Origin of the sequence: Nocardiopsis listeri NBRC 13360, assembly GCF_001570765.1 — a bacterium.
Taxonomy (GTDB): domain Bacteria; phylum Actinomycetota; class Actinomycetes; order Streptosporangiales; family Streptosporangiaceae; genus Nocardiopsis; species Nocardiopsis listeri.
Map to the genome: position 1 here is coordinate 37758 of NZ_BCSH01000021.1, position 15923 is coordinate 53680.

At 67.5% G+C, this 15923-nt stretch carries 17 protein-coding genes; 6 read left to right on the forward strand and 11 right to left on the reverse strand.

Going from position 1 to position 15923, the window contains the following annotated elements:
* Positions 1-3: 3 nt before the first annotated feature.
* Positions 4-828: a class I SAM-dependent methyltransferase gene (locus tag NLI01S_RS07670; protein WP_067601437.1), complete on the reverse strand. Its 825-nt coding sequence runs from the start codon at positions 826-828 to the stop codon at positions 4-6.
* A 355-nt stretch (positions 829-1183) separates the two neighbouring features.
* On the opposite strand from NLI01S_RS07670, the gene NLI01S_RS07675 reads away from it, so the two are divergent.
* The 4 genes from NLI01S_RS07675 (at position 1184) to NLI01S_RS07690 (ending at position 5640) form a co-directional block, all read left to right on the forward strand.
* Positions 1184-1855 (forward strand): sigma-70 family RNA polymerase sigma factor, encoded by a 672-nt coding sequence (locus NLI01S_RS07675; RefSeq protein WP_067601439.1) that lies wholly within the window; start codon positions 1184-1186, stop codon positions 1853-1855.
* Complete coding sequence (gene rsrA / locus NLI01S_RS07680) at positions 1852-2160, forward strand: mycothiol system anti-sigma-R factor (RefSeq protein WP_067601442.1); 309 nt, start codon at positions 1852-1854, stop codon at positions 2158-2160. The genes NLI01S_RS07675 and rsrA overlap by 4 nt, the downstream gene beginning before the upstream one ends.
* A 790-nt stretch (positions 2161-2950) precedes the next feature.
* Positions 2951-4306, forward strand: coding sequence for an HD-GYP domain-containing protein (locus tag NLI01S_RS07685; RefSeq protein WP_190318388.1), 1356 nt, complete (start codon positions 2951-2953; stop codon positions 4304-4306).
* Positions 4306-5640, forward strand: a complete 1335-nt coding sequence (locus tag NLI01S_RS07690; RefSeq protein WP_067601447.1) for an HD-GYP domain-containing protein — start codon at positions 4306-4308, stop codon at positions 5638-5640. Before NLI01S_RS07685 ends, NLI01S_RS07690 begins: the two co-directional genes overlap by 1 nt.
* A 31-nt stretch (positions 5641-5671) precedes the next feature.
* Here the strand turns inward: NLI01S_RS07690 and NLI01S_RS07695 are convergent, their stop codons facing one another.
* The gene (locus tag NLI01S_RS07695; RefSeq protein WP_067601450.1) at positions 5672-6412 is read right to left on the reverse strand and encodes a GntR family transcriptional regulator; all 741 of its coding nucleotides are present in this window, start codon (positions 6410-6412) and stop codon (positions 5672-5674) included.
* Positions 6413-6558: 146 nt separating this feature from the next.
* Here NLI01S_RS07695 and NLI01S_RS07700 point away from each other — a divergent pair, with 146 nt between their 5' ends.
* Positions 6559-8103, forward strand: a complete 1545-nt coding sequence (locus tag NLI01S_RS07700; RefSeq protein ID WP_067601453.1) for a sensor histidine kinase — start codon at positions 6559-6561, stop codon at positions 8101-8103.
* Between the two features lie 152 nt (positions 8104-8255).
* Here NLI01S_RS07700 and NLI01S_RS07705 read toward each other — a convergent pair whose 3' ends face one another.
* Entirely contained in the window at positions 8256-8516 is a 261-nt protein-coding gene (locus tag NLI01S_RS07705) for a WhiB family transcriptional regulator (protein ID WP_067601456.1), read from the reverse strand.
* Positions 8517-8787: 271 nt separating this feature from the next.
* Entirely contained in the window at positions 8788-9717 is a 930-nt protein-coding gene (locus NLI01S_RS07710; RefSeq protein WP_067601459.1) for a diacylglycerol/lipid kinase family protein, read from the reverse strand.
* Between the two features lie 85 nt (positions 9718-9802).
* Here NLI01S_RS07710 and NLI01S_RS07715 point away from each other — a divergent pair, with 85 nt between their 5' ends.
* Positions 9803-10213, forward strand: a complete 411-nt coding sequence (locus NLI01S_RS07715; RefSeq protein WP_067601462.1) for a hypothetical protein — start codon at positions 9803-9805, stop codon at positions 10211-10213.
* A gap of 60 nt (positions 10214-10273) precedes the next feature.
* Here NLI01S_RS07715 and NLI01S_RS07720 read toward each other — a convergent pair whose 3' ends face one another.
* The 7 genes from NLI01S_RS07720 to NLI01S_RS07750 all read right to left on the reverse strand — a co-directional run bounded on the left by NLI01S_RS07720 (position 10274) and on the right by NLI01S_RS07750 (position 15868).
* Entirely contained in the window at positions 10274-11032 is a 759-nt protein-coding gene (locus tag NLI01S_RS07720) for an RNA polymerase sigma factor SigF (RefSeq protein WP_190318389.1), read from the reverse strand.
* Positions 11033-11073: 41 nt separating this feature from the next.
* The gene (locus tag NLI01S_RS07725) at positions 11074-11499 is read right to left on the reverse strand and encodes an anti-sigma factor (RefSeq protein ID WP_067601466.1); all 426 of its coding nucleotides are present in this window, start codon (positions 11497-11499) and stop codon (positions 11074-11076) included.
* A gap of 125 nt (positions 11500-11624) precedes the next feature.
* Complete coding sequence (locus NLI01S_RS07730) at positions 11625-12116, reverse strand: GNAT family N-acetyltransferase (RefSeq protein ID WP_067601468.1); 492 nt, start codon at positions 12114-12116, stop codon at positions 11625-11627.
* Between the two features lie 112 nt (positions 12117-12228).
* Positions 12229-12819 (reverse strand): class I SAM-dependent methyltransferase, encoded by a 591-nt coding sequence (locus tag NLI01S_RS07735; RefSeq protein ID WP_067601471.1) that lies wholly within the window; start codon positions 12817-12819, stop codon positions 12229-12231.
* Between the two features lie 221 nt (positions 12820-13040).
* The gene (locus NLI01S_RS07740; RefSeq protein ID WP_067601473.1) at positions 13041-13853 is read right to left on the reverse strand and encodes an amino acid ABC transporter ATP-binding protein; all 813 of its coding nucleotides are present in this window, start codon (positions 13851-13853) and stop codon (positions 13041-13043) included.
* Positions 13853-14812 carry an amino acid ABC transporter permease gene (locus NLI01S_RS07745; RefSeq protein ID WP_067601481.1) on the reverse strand — a complete coding sequence of 320 codons (960 nt, stop codon included), beginning with the start codon at positions 14810-14812 and terminating at the stop codon, positions 13853-13855. The genes NLI01S_RS07740 and NLI01S_RS07745 overlap by 1 nt, the downstream gene beginning before the upstream one ends.
* Before the next feature lie 147 nt (positions 14813-14959).
* Entirely contained in the window at positions 14960-15868 is a 909-nt protein-coding gene (locus NLI01S_RS07750; RefSeq protein WP_067601482.1) for an ABC transporter substrate-binding protein, read from the reverse strand.
* Positions 15869-15923: the final 55 nt, after the last annotated feature.

A 15923-nucleotide genomic window follows, 5' to 3' on the forward strand; every position in this document is an offset into this window, starting at 1 on the left:
GGCTCAGGAGGGCTTGACGACACTCGCGATCAGGTGCACGCCCACGTAGTCGTCGGACTCGGCCGCGTGCATCTCCATCTCCACCAGACGGCTCATGGACCGGGGGTCGCGGGCCAGCATCATCTCCACGGTGGAGGCGGACAGCACCGTGCGCGGCCGGATCCACTCCAGCTCCATCCCGGAGTCGGTGACCAACTCGGTGAGCTGCTCGGCGGTGAAGCAACGGGTGATGGAACCGTCCGGCCAGGGCACCAACAACACGTCCGCGCTGGGCGCGTGACTGAGTTCGGGCCAGTAGTCCTGTTCGGCCAGCAGTGCCATGCCCAGCACCACGGAGTCCACGCACAGCAGGGCCCGCCCGCCTGGTCGTAGGACCCGGGCGACCTCGGCCACGGAGCCCTCCGTGGCCAGGTGCCGGGAGAGGACCCGGTTGTCGGCGATCACCCCGTCGAAGGAACCCTCCGCGAAGGAACGCAGGAACGCGGAGTCGCCGACCACGTGGCGCAGCCGCCCCCGGCGGGCCGGCCGGGGCACCACCGCGGCCCGACCGTTGACCAGGGTGAGCGGCCACCGTCTCGCCGCGTCCACGGAAGGCAGGAGGGTGACCACGTCGTGTCCCGCGGCCACGGCTCGGGAGGTGCCTTGGAAGTCCGGACCGGACAGGTCGAGCAGACGGGAGGGCGTGGCCGGTAGCCAGCGGCTGATCTGCGCCTCGGCGACGGCCCAGTAGAAACGCCAGTAGTCCGACAGTCGGTCGGTGGTGGCGAACTGCGCCGCGGGCGATCGGGGGCGATCGGAGGCCGGGGTCGGGGACGGTCGCACGTGCACTCCTCTCCCAATCCTTCAGGTGTCCTACCCGCACTCTGCCATGCCTCACCTTTACCGACGGGGCCAATCGTCGAACTTTCGAGGGTCGTCGGTCGTCGGCTCGGCGGAATCAGTGGGCGGAACCCGTTGTTGTCAACGAGACCTGACCGGAAAGTGCGGGTGCCCGGGGGGTGTTCGCCGTATTCGTCACTCGCGAGGGAGGAACACGAGAACCATGCCGACTGCCGGCGCGTGCTTGGAACGCGAGGAAGTGGTGTCGACGTCAGGCCACGTCGATGTGGGGGTCCGGGGTGTGGGACCGTATCGTTTGGATATGGACACCCCACCAGGGACCAGCGCGAGGAGGCCGAAGGGCTTGGAACAGAGCCAGGAGACAGCCGAGGAACGGGACGAGCGGTTCGAGAGGGACGTGCTCCCCTTCCTCGACCAGCTCTACTCGGCGGCGCTGCGCATGACCCGTAACCCGGCGGACGCGGAGGATCTGGTTCAGGAGACCTTCGCGAAGGCGTTCGGTTCCTTCCACCAGTTCAAGGAGGGGACCAACCTCAAGGCGTGGCTGTACCGCATCCTCACGAACACCTTCATCAACTCGTACCGGAAGAAGCAGCGGGAGCCGAAGCAGGCCGGCACCGAGGACGTCGAGGACTGGCAGCTCGCGCGGGCCGCGACGCACACCGCGGCCGGGCTGAAGTCCGCCGAGGCCGAGGCGCTCGAACACCTTCCCGACAGTGACGTCAAGCGCGCGTTGCAGGATCTTCCGGAGGACTTCCGTATCGCGGTCTACCTCGCCGACGTCGAGGGGTTCGCGTACAAGGAGGTCGCCGAGATCATGGGGACCCCCATCGGGACGGTCATGTCGCGTCTGCACAGGGGGCGGCGCCAGCTGCGTACCTACCTCGAGGAGTACGCGGTGGACCGCGGGTTCCTCCCGGCGACACGGGCGGCCGAGGCCGCCGGAGTGGGCGCCACTGGTTCTTCCGCCGGAGGGCGGACACGGAGCGGGTCGGATCGAGGAGATCGACGATGAGCGGCGGCCACGACAAACCCGAGAAGGACACCCCGTGCAGTGAGATGCTCGATCAGATCTACGTCTACATCGACGGTGAGCTCGGCGAGGGCGACTGCGAACAGGTCCGTGAGCACTTGAGCGGATGCAACCCGTGCCTGGACGAGTACGGCCTGGAGGAGGCCGTGAAGAAGCTCGTGGCCAAGCACTGCGGTTGTGATCCGGTCCCACTGGACCTGCGGGACAAGGTGCTGGGTCGGTTGGCGCGCGCTCGCGAGGAGCAGTTGGCCCGGGAGGCGAAGGCCGCCGGTACCCCACCAGGCTGAGGGCTCGTCCCCTACTCGGCGAAGGCTGGAATTCCAGCCTTCGCCATTTTTTGTGCCCGGATGAGGACGATGTTCTCTGCTCTGTTTTGCTCTGTTCATATGCCTTTGTGGCGTTGTGTCGCTTTACCTCCCTTGGGTATGAGGGTTTTGGTCACCAGACGCCTTGTCGGATGGTTCGGGGAGTGGTCGACACGCCCGATCGGTTCGAGGTTCTTTCGGTCGTGATCGAGTCGGAATGATTTTCCTGAGGTCCGAATCAGCGCACTTCGGTTGGTTGCGGGGAGTAGTTATCACTGCTGGGGTCTGGGGTGTGTTGTGGGCGGACGGTCGAATCACACGTGGATCTTCCGTGTCCGGACAAAAGCGTACGGTTACCCTGGGTAGTCTTCTTGTGTTTCTAATTGAATTAGTAATTCCACGCTTCGGAAGTCGATCATCCGAAAGTGTCTTTCGGGCTGCCCAGTTCGGGCTGTGGGTAATCATGTGGGTCTCGAGGCCCGTTAAACTGAAGGCCTTATCCAACGAATGGGGTAATTTGTGCGGCGTGCTCGGGGATGAGCGGGGCGTCGCCATGGGGAGAGGGGACAGCGATGTTCGCTGGCATGTACGTGGCTGCGATGTACGGAATTTTCATGGCTTCCGCTTTTACCGGATGGACCTGGTGGTAGAACAGAACCGGTGAAACCATGACAGTCCGGTCGTCGTCGGTGGGGGGTGAACGGGGGTGCGGGCTCTTCCAGGGGGCGCGCGTGTCTACGTAGGGATCATCGTTGTCTGCGCCGTGGCCATTGTGCTCATCGGTCCCTATCAAGGGATCGACACGGGGACTCTGGCGCTCATGGTGGTTCTCTTCGTGGTCGCGGAGTCGATCAGTACACACGTCCTCGTCGACGTCAAAGAGGCCGGCATCTCGCCCAGTTCGGCCGTGGCGCTGGCCGCGGTCGTTCTGGTCGGTCCGGTCGGCGCGGCCGTCGTCGGGTTCTCCTGCGCCCTGGCCCTTCGCCGACAGGCCGTGGTCAAGCGGGCCTTCAACGGGGCCCAGTACGCGATCGCGGGCTACGCGACCGGACACGTCTACCTCCTACTCGGCGGGATCGTCGGGGTACCGACCCAGTCGCACTTTCCCGGGATCGTGCTTCCGTACGTCGCGGCGGTCCTGACCTACACCGTGCTCAACTCGGCGCTCATCGCCATCCTCATGTGGTGCCTGGGCGCCACCCGTCAGGTCTCGGGTGGTCGGCCCCAACGCTGGCGTCCCCTGGTCGCCCTGGAGCTCTCCTCCATCGGCTACCAGATGCTGGGACTGGCGATCGCCGCGGTCTGGGGCGCGGTCGGTGTCGTCGCGACGCTGCTGATCCTGTTGCCCCTGTTCATCGCGCGATGGACCTTCGGGCAGCAGACCGCGGAGGCGCGTGCGCACGAGGCCACCCTGGCCACTCTGTGCCAGGCGGTGGAGACCAAGGACTACTACACCCGCGGGCACTGCATGCGTGTGGCCGAGGGGTCGGCCATGATCGCCGCCGAACTGGGCATGTCCGCGGAGCGGGTGCAGAAGATCCGGTACGCCGGGATGCTCCACGACATCGGCAAGCTCGGGGTACCGACCAAGGTGATCCAAAAGACCGGCAAGCTCACCGACGACGAGTACGCCGCGATCAAACTGCATCCGACCCGCGGTTACGAGATCGTCCGGGAGATCAGCTTCCTCGACGAGGCCCTCGCCGGTATCCGCCACCACCACGAAAGGTTGGACGGACGCGGGTATCCGATGGGTCTGGTCGGGATGGAGATCCCCGAGTCCGCCCGCATCATCAGCGTCGCCGACGTCTTCGACTGTCTGACCTCCACACGGTCCTACCGCAAGGCCTGGTCGGTGGAGGAGGCCATCGTCGAACTCCGTCGGTGCGCGGGCACCCAATTCGACCCCCGGATGGTCGAGGCCATGGTCCGCGCGGTCAGTCGCGAGGGTTGGCAGACCCCGGACATCACCGAACCTCCGGGTGGCCGCTACGGTTCCTGCGAGAAGGCCGACCCCGCTCCCGCCACCGGCGCACCCGTACCGGCCCCGGCGAAGAAGGGTGGTGGCACGGCCACGGTCGCCGAGTCCACCTCGGCCGGAGCCGTGACGGGTGGTCAGGACCGGTGATGACACAACAGCAGTCGGACGGACCCGCGGCCGCGGGACCGGAGGGTGGTGGACCCGAGGGCGGAGCCCTGGAGCACCAGCGTCGGCGCGAACCGTTCTGGCGCACCTCACGTCCCCTACGGGCCCTGCTCGTGGCGGGGGTGGGCGCCGCGTCCCTGACCGCGTTGGTCGGTACCGCGGTCAACGGGGTCGTCGATCCGGAGGTCGCCCTGGCGTTCTGCCTGGTGATCGCCGCGGGCGAGTTGGCCAGGATCAACCTGCCCGGGCAGCGGGAGTCCGCGCCGATCGCGCTGTCCGGCGCGATCGCCTACGCGTACCTGATCAGTCTGGGCGGCGATCCGGTCCACCACGGCGTCGGTCAGGTCGTGGCGGTGGTGGCCTTGGGCGTGGCCCTGGGCGAACTCCCGCACGTGGCCGTCGGGCGCAGCCCCAGGGTGGAGGGGGTCGCCCGCCGGGTGCTCACCGCCCTGCTGCTGGCCGCGGCCTTCCGGCCGTTGGCCGACCACCTGTCCTTGACCGAACCGTCGATCCTGCTCGCCCTGATCATGATCGGGCTGATCCTGGCGGCCTGGTCGGTGGACGTGGCGATCTCCGCGCTGCTGCGGGCGGAACGACTGCGCACCCGCCTGTTGGTGGCCGCCGAGGACGAGGCCAGGGCCCAGGTCGCCACCGGTGTCGCGATCGCCTCCAGCGGTGTGCTCATAGCGCTGGCCTGCACCATCACCGGCCTGGTCGGTCTGCTGGTGTTCAGCGCCCCGCTGCTGGTCTCCCAGGTGGCCTTCCGTAGGCACGCCGAGGTGCGCCGCACCTACCTGGAGACCGTGCGAGCGCTGTCCCGGGTCACCGAGGTGGGCGGCTACGTCGAGAACGGGCACTCACGCAGGGTGAGCCGACTCGCCCACGGCATCGCCTGCGAGCTCGGTCTGGCCGAGAACGAGCTGTTGGAATTGGAGTACGCGGCGCTGATGCACGACATCGGCCAGCTGTCGTTGCGCGAACCCATCGCGGGTGGGGCCACCGTGCTGTCCTCGCCACGCGAGCAGCGCCGCATCGCCGAGTTGGGATCGGCGATCATCCGGGAGACCGGTGTGCTGGACAGCGTCGCCGAACTGGTCCGCCGTCAGTGCGAGCCGCTGGCCGGTGACGGCGACGAGGGCGTGCCCCCGCTGGGCAGCCGCATCATCAAGGTCGCCAACGCCTTCGACGACCTCGTCGGTGACACGCGCGAGGACGAACGCCGCACCGCGGTGATCGAACGACTGCGGATGGACACCGGAAGCGAGTACGACCCCCGCGTGGTCGACGCCCTGGACCGAGTACTCGCCCGCGGCTGACACCGTCGGCCGCGGGCGGTCGCCCCCGGGGTCAGTCCATCGGGGGACGCAGACGTGTGACGAACTTGTACCGGTCACCGCGGTAGAGCGAGCGCACCCACTCCACCGGGTGGCCGTCACCGTCGAAACTGTGCTGGCAGTGCAGGACCAGCGGCAGACCCACGTCCACACCGAGCAGTCGGGCCTCGTTCGGGGTCGCCAGCACGGTCTCGATGGACGCCTCCGCCTCCGCGAGGGACACCTCGTACGCGCTCGCCAGAGCCTCGTAGAGCGAGGCGTAGCGGTCGAGCTGCCGTCGAAGCCCGGGGAAGCGTCGCGCGGCCAGGTGGGCGGTCTCCACCGCCATGGGTTCGCCGTTGGCCAAACGGAGCCGCTCGATCCGCAGCACACGACCGCCGGAGCGGATCGCCAGGAGCTCGGCCAGCTGGTCGTCGGCGTTGATGTAGCTGACGTCCAGGATGCGGGTGGCCGGGTGCAGACCGTGGGCGCGCATCTCCTGGGTGTAGCTGGTCAACTGAAGGATCTGGGCGACCTTCGGTTTGGCGACGAAGGTGCCCTTGCCCTGGATGCGCAGCAGGCGACCCTCGACCACCATCTCGGTCAGGGCCTGTCGCACGGTGGTGCGCGAGGTGCCGAACTGGGTGGCCAAGGCACGCTCCGGCGGGACCGGGTTGCCCGCCGGCATCGCCTCGATCAGCTCCAGTAGCTGCTTCTTGACCTGGTAGTACTTGGGCACCCGGGGGTTGCCTTCCAATGCCCGCTGAACCGTCATCAGTCTCCTCCGCCACGTCCGGTGTTCGCCACGCACATCCCGTGCCGTGATGGCCGGTGGCCGGCCCTTCCGGCCGCCGATTGGTGTGGACCATTGGTCGAGTGCGTATCCCTTGAGTATGCACGGCTTCATGGGATGATTTGTGAGTGCCTCACCTCAGCGACCTCATTCGCCGTCACACGTCACTCAAACAGGCGGACCTGGAGTGGATCCACTCCCTGGTCTCGGACTGGCAACTCCTGGCCGACCTCTCCTTCGCGGACCTCGTGTTGTGGGTGCGTCTGCGCGAGGACGACGGCTGGGTGGCGATCGCCCAGATGCGACCCACCACCGGCCCCACCGCCTTCCAGGACGACCTGGTCGAGACCGTGCTACGGGACGACATGACCGATGTCACCTCCCGTTCCGGGCTCAGGGTGGTCGGCCGCCGCGCCCTCATCGACCGGGCCTGGAGCGAGGGAAGGATCTGTCGGGACGGCGACCCCGACTGGTCCGGCGGGGTGCCGGTCCGCGAGGAGACCATCCCGGTCCGTCGCCAGGGCAACCTCATCGCCGTCATCCAACGCAGCACCAACCTCAGCTCGGCGCGCACGCCCAGCCGGCTGGAGCTCACCTACCTGCAGAGCGCCGGCGACCTGGCGCAGATGATCGCCGAGGGCGCCTTCCCGTTCAGTGACCAGGGGCCGCTCATGGTGCGTTCCCCGAGGGTCGGCGACGGTCTGCTGCGACTGGACCAGAACGGGGAGGTGGTCTACGCCAGCCCCAACGCGCTGTCCGCCTACCGGCGCCTGGGCCTGACCGCCGACCTGGTCGGAGCCCGCCTGGACCGCACCACCCTGGAACTGGCCGCGCAGAGTGAGGCGCGCGACGAGAACCTCACCTACACCGCCAGTGGTCGGGCGCCGCAGGAGGCCGAGGTGGAGGCGCGCGGCGTCACCGTCCAGCTACGGGCCATCCCGCTGATCATCGACGAGGTGCGCATCGGGGCCCTGGTGATGATCCGCGACGTCACCGAGCTGCGTCGGCGCGAGCGAGAGCTCATGACCAAGGACGCCACCATTCGGGAGATCCACCACCGGGTGAAGAACAACCTACAGACCGTCGCGGCGCTGCTGCGTCTGCAGTCCAGGCGCCTGGACGTGCCGGAGGCGCGGGCCGCGCTGGACGAGGCCGTGGGCAGGGTGGGCTCGATCGCGATCGTGCACGAGATGCTCTCGCACACGCCCGACGAGGTCGTGGACTTCGACGACATCGCCGACCGGGTCATGCAGATGGCGGCGGAGGTGTCCTCCACCGGCGACGTGGTGGTCCCGCGCCGGATCGGTGGGTTCGGTCTGTTGAACGCGTTGGTGGCGACGCCGCTGTCGATGGTGTTGGCCGAACTGGTGCAGAACGCGGTGGAACACGGGCTGGGCCAGGGGCCGGGCAAGATCGAGGTGCGGGTACAGCGCTTCGACACCGGACCCGGGTTCCCGGGGCCGAGCAGCCTGGAGCTGGCCGTTTCCGATGACGGTGGGGGCCTGCCGGAGGACTTCGACCTAGAGGGCGCCACGAGTCTGGGTCTGCAGATCGTGCGCACCCTGATCGTGGGCGAGCTCGGTGGCACCTTGGCGATCAAGCCGAAGGAGAGCGGCGGCACGGAGATCGCGATCGGCCTGCCGCTGGAACATCCCGAGGGCGCGCTCCCCTAGAGGTCGGGGGGAGATGGGTGGAGGCGGGCGAGTGGGGTTCTGCTCCCGTACGGGGTGGTCCCGTGGGAGGCGCGCCGGTCCCCGCCCGCGCCGGCGGGGATCGTTCGGCGTCGTTCGTCGTTCGAAGGGCAGGTCCCGGGACGGGACACGATTCAGTGGCTACGGGCCATGGTGCGCTGAGTGGAGCCACTGCGCTTGCGCATCCGGCGGCGTTCCTCCTCGGAGGTGCCACCCCAGACCCCACCGTCCTGGCCGCTCTCCAGCGCCCACTTGAGACAGGCGGAGCTCACCGGACAGCGTTGACAGACGGATTTGGCCTCCTCGATCTGGATCAGTGCGGGCCCGAAGTCGCCGATGGGGAAGAAGAGTTCGGGGTCTTCGTCACGGCAGGCTGCGTCATGGCGCCAGTCCATGCGGTCCACTCCTCACAGATTGTGAAGCTTTTCACGATCGCTGTGCAAGGGCACCCGGCGAGAGGCTCAGCGGAAACGGGTCTCCGGCCGGGAGGGTCGAGCCTTCATCCCACAGCCATGTGGGAAGGGCTCGTATTAACTCGCCCGTAACTCGCGGCGATATCTTGAGCGTGACAGGATCACGACAGGCACGCAAGAGTTCCCGAGGTCAAAGGTCCTGATCGACGTGTCGGGTGCGTCACAGTCGGACGGAATGGCTCATTCGCCGAAATTAACAGAAGATTCGTAATGCCTTCGGTACCGACTGGAAGTTGACCTCTTCACGCTCTCCCAGGTATTCACCGTCGATTTGGAAGGCCCTCGGGTGGTTCGACGTGATCCGCAGTGAACCCTGGTCGTGCCAGGTCACGTAGCCTTCGCCCCGGCCGGGAAGTCCTTTGGGTAGGAACATTTGCGAAAGCACCCAGCCGGTCAACCAGTACGAGGAGCGGGTCAGCGCGAAAGTGTCCAGACCCAGCTCGAAACGGGAGGACGGGGTCGGCTGAAGCGGTAGGGAACCCGCGTACGTCCATGGTGTGGTGTTGGTGACCAGGGCGAAATAGACGTCCCCCAGGGACCTTCCGTCGGTCGACACGGTAAGTGACGGGTCGCGTATATCCCCACCGAAGAACAGCTTTACCGCGACCTCCGCGTACAAGGCGGGAGTGGCCTTCCGGCCGTTCTCTCGCTCGTGCTCCACCTGCTGCACCACGTCGGCGTCCCACCCGAACCCGGCACAGAACGTGAAGTAGCGGTCGTCCAGGTGGCTGGTGATCCGGCCCAGGTTGATCTCCCGCTCACGGCCGGAACGGATCGCGGCGAGGATCTGCCCGGTCGCCTCCACCGGATCTCCGGAGATCCCCAGGGCCCGGATGAACACGTTGGCGCTGCCCCCGGGGATAACCGCGTAACTGGGGCGCTTCCGCTCGGGCACGGCCAGGAGTCCGTTGACGACCTCGTTGACGGTCCCGTCGCCGCCCAGGCTCAGCACCAGCTCGAAACCGCCCTCGGCGGCGTCTCGCGCCAACTTCTGGGCATGGTCGCGATAGGAGGTCTCCACGACGGTGACGTCCAGTTCCGACCGCAACGCGCCCAGGATCACCTCGCGGGTGCGATCGGTGGTCGTGGTCGCTTTGGGGTTCACGATGAAGAGGGCGCGCACCCGGCCAGTGTAGGGGGTCGAGGACACGGAGGACCGTGTCAGGGGCGGGGCCGGGGAGGATGATGGACCCGTATAGGTTTGACGTGTGTCTTCGCGTCCCATCACTCTCGTCATCGCCGCCGTGCTGGAGGCCCTGATCGGGCTGGTCGTTGCCGTCGGCGGCCTCTACAGCCTGTACACGGCGATCGTCGGCGAGGCCACCGACGTGGTCTCCTCCGCGATCCCGCTCACCGTCATCGGCCTGGGCGTCGGTGGCCTGTTGGTCTTCGTCGCCCGAGGACTGCTCCGACTACGCGAGTGGTCGCGCACCCCGGTGGTGGTCACCCAGCTGTTCCTGGCGGTGGTGGCGTACTACATGTTCACCGGCGAGCAGTACGTGATCGGCGGGGTCATGCTCGGCACGGCCGTCATCACGGCCGCCGCCGTCCTGGCGCCGCCCACGACCGCCGCGTTGTACCCCGACGAGACACCGCCCGGTCGCACCGAGCGCAAGTAGCGATGAGGCGGTGTTCGGGCGCCTGAGGCGGGTGGAACCCGCCGGCGCCCGAACTGACCGTTAGTCGTCGGTGGTGAGCGCCTGGCGCAGCTGGGCCAGGGTCCTCGCCAACAGACGGGACACGTGCATCTGCGAGATCCCCAGCTCCTGGGCGATCTGTGACTGGGTCATGTTGCCGAAGAAGCGCAACAGCAGGATCCGCTTCTCCCTGGGCGGAAGCTGCTCCAGGAGCGGCTTCAACGACTCCCGGTACTCCACGCCCTCCAGCGACTCGTCCACGATGCCGAGCGAGTCCGCGACGGCCGGTGCGTCCTCGTCACCGCTGTCGGGGGCGTCGAGCGACACCGTCGAGTAGGCGTTGGCGGACTCCAGGCCCTCCAGCACCTCCTCCTCGGTCATCTGTAGGTGCTGGGCCAACTCCGCGACGGTGGGGGAGCGCCCCTCCCGCTGGGAGAGGTCGCTGACCGCCTTGGTCAGCGAGAGCTTCAGCTCCTGGAGGCGACGGGGAACCCGGACCGCCCAGCCCTTGTCCCGGAAGTGGCGCTTGATCTCACCGACGATCGTCGGGGTCGCGTAGGTGGAGAACTCCACCCCGCGCTCCAGATCGAATCGGTCGATGGACTTGATGAGTCCGATCGTGGCCACCTGGGTGAGGTCGTCCAACCACTCACCACGGTTACGGAACCGGCGGGCCAGGTACTCCACCAACGGCAGGTGGAGTTCCACCAGTTCGTCACGTATGGAGCGCCGTTCGGGCGAGTCCGCGTCGAGTTCGTCAAGGCGCTCGAACAACGCTCTCGCGCGCGCCCGGTCGGGCACCGCGTGCTCGGTCTTCGCTGTCAGAGCGGGCCCCCTTTCGCTCACGCCGGCTCCAGCGTGCCGCGACGTTTGTACAGGACGATGTAGACGCGATCGTCCGGTCCGACCCCCGCGTCCACGTCCCCCGCCAACGCGGACAGGACGGTCCACGCGAAGGTGTCGCGGGCCGGAAGGCGCCCGTCCGCGGTCAGCACCGAGACGGAGATGCGCATTCCATCGGGGGTGAGTTCGAATTCCGTGGTCAGTTCTGTGCCGGGCAGCGCCTGGGAGAGGAGCATCGCGCAGGCCTCGTCGACACCGATCCTCAGGTCCTCGATCTCGTCGAGGGTGAAGTCGAGTCGCGCGGCCAAGCCGGCCGTGGCCGTCCGCAGCACCGACAGGTAGGCACTGTCGGCTGGCATGTTGACGGTGACGGCGTCGCGTACACCGGTGGCGTCGGCCGTGGGCACAGCGGTTTCTTCGGTCACGTCCCTCCTTCGGGGGGCGAGGTTGCCGCTTGAATGCAATGTATCTCGTTTCACCCTGCCACTGACGCAGGGAAGTGAGATCGTGTCCGGCAGGTGATGGCCGAACCCGAGACGAATGGTCGGACTCAGGTCCGCGTGGAACCCACAGCGACCAGCGCGTCGCCGTCCAGACGACGGACCGTCCACTCGTCCATGGGTGTGGAGCCCAAGGACTCATAGAACCCGATCGCGGGGGTGTTCCAGTTCAACACCGACCACTCCAGGCGTGTGTAACCACGTTCCACGCAGATCCTCGCGAGGTCGCGCAGCAGGGCACCGCCGTACCCGTGGCCGCGCATCTCGGGCCGTACGTACAGGTCCTCCAGGTAGATCCCGTGTCTGCCGGTCCAGGTGGAGTAGTTGAGGAACCACAGGGCGAACCCCGCCGGCACGACGGTGCCGTCGGCGTTCTCGTGCTCCACGACGTGCGCGTACACCGCCGCGTCCGGGCCGAACAGCGCTCGGTGGAGGTCGTCCTCCGTCGCCACCGCCGCCTCGGGTTCCTTCTCGTATTCGGCGAGTTCACCGATCATCCGGTTGATGACGGGAACGTCGTCGGGGCGGGCGGGACGGATCATCGGACCACCTCGGGCGGGTCGGGGACAACGGATGCTCCCAGGGTATGCGTCCGACGTAAGGGGAATGTGGGGCCGATGGTCGGCGTGTGGTGATGGGGTGCCCGCGTGTCGCTCAGTGCGGCCGGTGCGCCACCACGCGTTCCACCAGTCCGAAGAACAGCCGGTCGTGGTGGCCCACCTCGAAACCGACCTCTCGGGCGACCTCCCGGGGGAGTCTGCGCGGGTGTTCGCGTCGGCGCTCCCGCAACAGCAACGGCATCCGCGTGTACTCGATGTGGTCGACCAGGAGCAGCCGGCCACCGGGCACCAGGACGCGGTGCATCTCCCGTAGGGCACGTTCCTGGTCGGGGATGGCGCACAGGGAGAGCGTGCACACCACGGTCTCGAAGGAATGGTCGGCGAAGGCCAGGTCCTGCGCGTCGCCTTCCACCAGGGTGATGGACCTTTCCAGGTCATCGGCCTTCTCCCGGGCCTTGGCGAGCATCGCGGGGCTCAGGTCCAATCCGGTGAGTTCCACCTGGGGCGGGTAGTACCGCAGGTTCCGCCCGGTCCCCACGGCCACCTCCAGGGTGCGTCCGCGCGCGCCGGTGCACAGGAGCTCCCGGGTGTCGCGGATGGCCACGTGTTCGCAGTGGCCTCCCAGGTCGTATCGGCCCGCGCGGTGCTCCCAGAGCCGACGTGCCTTTTCCGTACGCGAGTCCATGCCTCTCCCCGGGACAGGTTCGGGGTGCCCCTGGGAAAAGACTCTGGGACCAGGAGGCCGGCCGGTCAAGGGGTGAGGCGGGGTGTTTCCCGCTCACCACGGACCCACGTGCGGTTTCGGGTGGATACGGTCCGGTTCCGGCCGTGTGCGTGTGGAACCGATTCGATGAGGTAAGGGCCGTGGGGTCCGCGCACCCGTGGTGCGCGGACCCCACGGGCGGATTACTGGATCACCTTGGACAGGAACGCACGGGTGCGTTCGTGCCGTGGGTTCGAGAGCACCTCGGCGGGCGTTCCCGCCTCCACCACGGCGCCGTCGTCCATGAAGACCAACGAGTCGCCCACCTCACGGGCGAAGCCCATCTCGTGCGTGACGACCACCATGGTCATGCCGCCCCTGGCCAGGTCGCGCATGACGTCCAGCACCTCGCCGACCAGCTCCGGGTCCAGCGCGCTGGTGGGCTCGTCGAAGAGCATCAGCGACGGTTCCATGGCCAGCGCGCGGGCGATCGCCACACGCTGCTGCTGACCGCCGGAGAGCTGTTCGGGGTAGGCGTTCGCCTTGTCCGGTAGGCCCACCCGATCCAACAGTTCCATGGCCCGCTCGGTGGCTCGGGCCTTCGGGGTGCGCTTGACCTGTGTCGGTGCCTCGATGATGTTGCCGAGCACGGTCAGGTGCGGGAACAGGTTGAACCGCTGGAAGACCATCCCGATGTCGCTGCGCTGGGCCGCGATCTCGCTGTCCCGCAGCTCGTAGAGGCGTCCACGCCTTTGCCGGTATCCCATCAGCTCACCGTTGACCCACAGACGGCCGGCGGTGAGTTTCTCCAGGTGGTTGACGCAACGCAGGAACGTGGACTTGCCCGACCCCGAGGGGCCGACCACGCACATGACCTCGCCACGGCGGACCTCCAGGTCGATGCCCTTGAGGACCTCCAAGCGGCCGAAGCTCTTGCGCACGTCCTCGGCGACGACGAGCGCGTCGGCGGTCTCTACGGCCATGTCGTCAGCGGGCATGTGGTTCTCCTCGGCCATCAGTGCGTCCCTCCGACGATGCGGTTCTCGACGCCGCGCTCACTGCGGCTGAACCTGCGCTCGATGAAGTACTGGCCGACCATGAGGACGCTGGTGATCGCCAGGTACCACAGGCAGGCGGCCACCAGCATCGGGAAGATCTGGTAGGTGCGGGTTCCGATGGCCTGGAGCTGGTAGAAGAGCTCGATGGTCACCGGCACGTACGCCAACAGGGCGGTGTCCTTGAGCATGGCGATGGTCTCGTTGCCCGTGGGCGGGATGACCACCCGCATCGCCTGCGGCAGCGTGATGCGTCGCATGATCTTGCCCCGGCCCATACCGAGGGCCTGGGCGGCCTCGGTCTGGCCCTTGTTCACCGATTGCAGGCCGGCGCGGATGATCTCGGCCATGTAGGCGCCCTCGGACAGGGCCAGGGCGAGCAGACCGGCCATGTAACCGCTCAGGAGGGTGCGGACGTCGATCTCGAAGAACCGGGCGTCGCCCTCCAGGCCCAGCATGGGCATCCAGTAGTTGTCGAAGGGGAGCCCGATGTGGATGGTCGAGTACAGGATGGCGATGTTGCCGAAGAGCACGGCCAGGACCAACCGGGGCACACCGCGGAAGAACCAGGTGTACAGCCAGGCGACCGACACCAGGACCGGGTTCCCGGACAGACGCATCACCGCCAGGACGATGCCCAGGAGGATACCGATGACCATGGACAGGACGGTGGCGCTGAGGGTCACCCAGACACCGTTCACGACCGGATCCGAGAACATGTGCTCGAACATGAACGGCCAGTTGAACGCGGGGTTCGTGAGCAGCATGTTCACGAACATCGCGGCGAGGACCAGCACGACCCCGGCGGCGACCCAGCGTTCCGGGTAGCGGACGGGGACTGCGGAGATCGGGTCGGCCGGTCGGTCAGGGGTCGCTTCCTTCGACCCCGGACCGTCCGCCGATGCACTCGGTGACGTCACGGATCAGACCTTCGCTAGTGGCGGGCGAACAGGGCGGGCGGTCGTGGCGACCGGAACGGACGCCCGGACACGTTCTGGTGAAACAGCCGCACGCCGGCCCTGGTGAGCTCGGCGTGCGGAGGTGCGACGCTGGGGGACCCGGTGGGTCTATTCGTCGACGGAGGGATTGACCTCGGAGGCCTCGACGGCACCGACCTCGATGCCCCACTCCTCCAGGACGTTCCCGTAGGTGCCGTCCTCGATGATGGCGTTGAACCCGGCGGCCAGGGCCTCGGCCATCTCGGCGTCGTCCTTGGGTGTGATGACGCCGTAGGGCGCGGCGGAGTACTGGTCGTCGATGAACTCGAGCTGGTCGCCGGTCTCCTGTAGGGCGAACAGGGATGTGGGCAGGTCGGCCAGGGACGCGTCGTTGAGTCCGGAGACCACGCTGGAGGTCGCCAGCGGCTGGTTCTGGAACTTCTCGATGGTGATGGCCTCTTCACCCGCCTCGACGCAGGCGTCGCTGCGGGCCTCGATGTCGGTGTCGTGCGTGGTGCCGGTCTGCACGGCGATGCGCATACCGCAGGCGTTGTCGGGGTCGACCCCCTCCGGGTTCCCGGCGAGGCCGAACCACTGCGTCCCGGAGGAGAAGTAGCTCACCATGTTGACGGCCTCCATGCGCTCCTCCGTGATGGTGAAGGAGGAGGCACCGAGGTCGTAGTTGCCGCTGTCGACGCCGATGATGATGGAGTCGAAGTTGGCGGGGACCCACTCGACCTCGAGGCCGAGCTTGTTCAGGGCGGCCGTCACCAGGTCCACGTTGAAGCCGAGGACGGTCTCGCCGTCGTCGTCCAGGTACTCGCCGGGCGGGTACTCGGCTTCGACACCGATGCTGACGACACCGGCTTCGGCGATGTCGGCGGGGAGCAGCGCGGCGAGTTCCTCGTCGACGGAGACCTCCGGCGCCTCGGGGGCGGCGTCGTCTTCGGCGCCGTCACCATCGCCACACGCGGAAAGGGTCAGGACACCCGCTGCGGCGAGGGCCGTGAAGTAGGGGAGGGACTTGCGCAGGGGCATGTGAGGTCTCCTTCAAGGGCACGAATCATGCCTGCTCGGAGGCCTGTTCGCGGAT

What these genes read in the sequence shown, in the direction of transcription:
- NLI01S_RS07690 (WP_067601447.1), top strand. Translation starts at nt 4,306, where the DNA reads ATGACACAACAGCAGTCGGACGGACCCGCGGCCGCGGGACCGGAGGGT.
- NLI01S_RS07730 (WP_067601468.1), bottom strand. Translation starts at nt 12,116, where the DNA reads ATGATCCGTCCCGCCCGCCCCGACGACGTTCCCGTCATCAACCGGATG.
- NLI01S_RS07750 (WP_067601482.1), bottom strand. Translation starts at nt 15,868, where the DNA reads ATGCCCCTGCGCAAGTCCCTCCCCTACTTCACGGCCCTCGCCGCAGCG.
- rsrA (WP_067601442.1), top strand. Translation starts at nt 1,852, where the DNA reads ATGAGCGGCGGCCACGACAAACCCGAGAAGGACACCCCGTGCAGTGAG.
- NLI01S_RS07735 (WP_067601471.1), bottom strand. Translation starts at nt 12,819, where the DNA reads ATGGACTCGCGTACGGAAAAGGCACGTCGGCTCTGGGAGCACCGCGCG.
- NLI01S_RS07705 (WP_067601456.1), bottom strand. Translation starts at nt 8,516, where the DNA reads ATGGACTGGCGCCATGACGCAGCCTGCCGTGACGAAGACCCCGAACTC.
- NLI01S_RS07695 (WP_067601450.1), bottom strand. Translation starts at nt 6,412, where the DNA reads ATGACGGTTCAGCGGGCATTGGAAGGCAACCCCCGGGTGCCCAAGTAC.
- NLI01S_RS07740 (WP_067601473.1), bottom strand. Translation starts at nt 13,853, where the DNA reads ATGGCCGAGGAGAACCACATGCCCGCTGACGACATGGCCGTAGAGACC.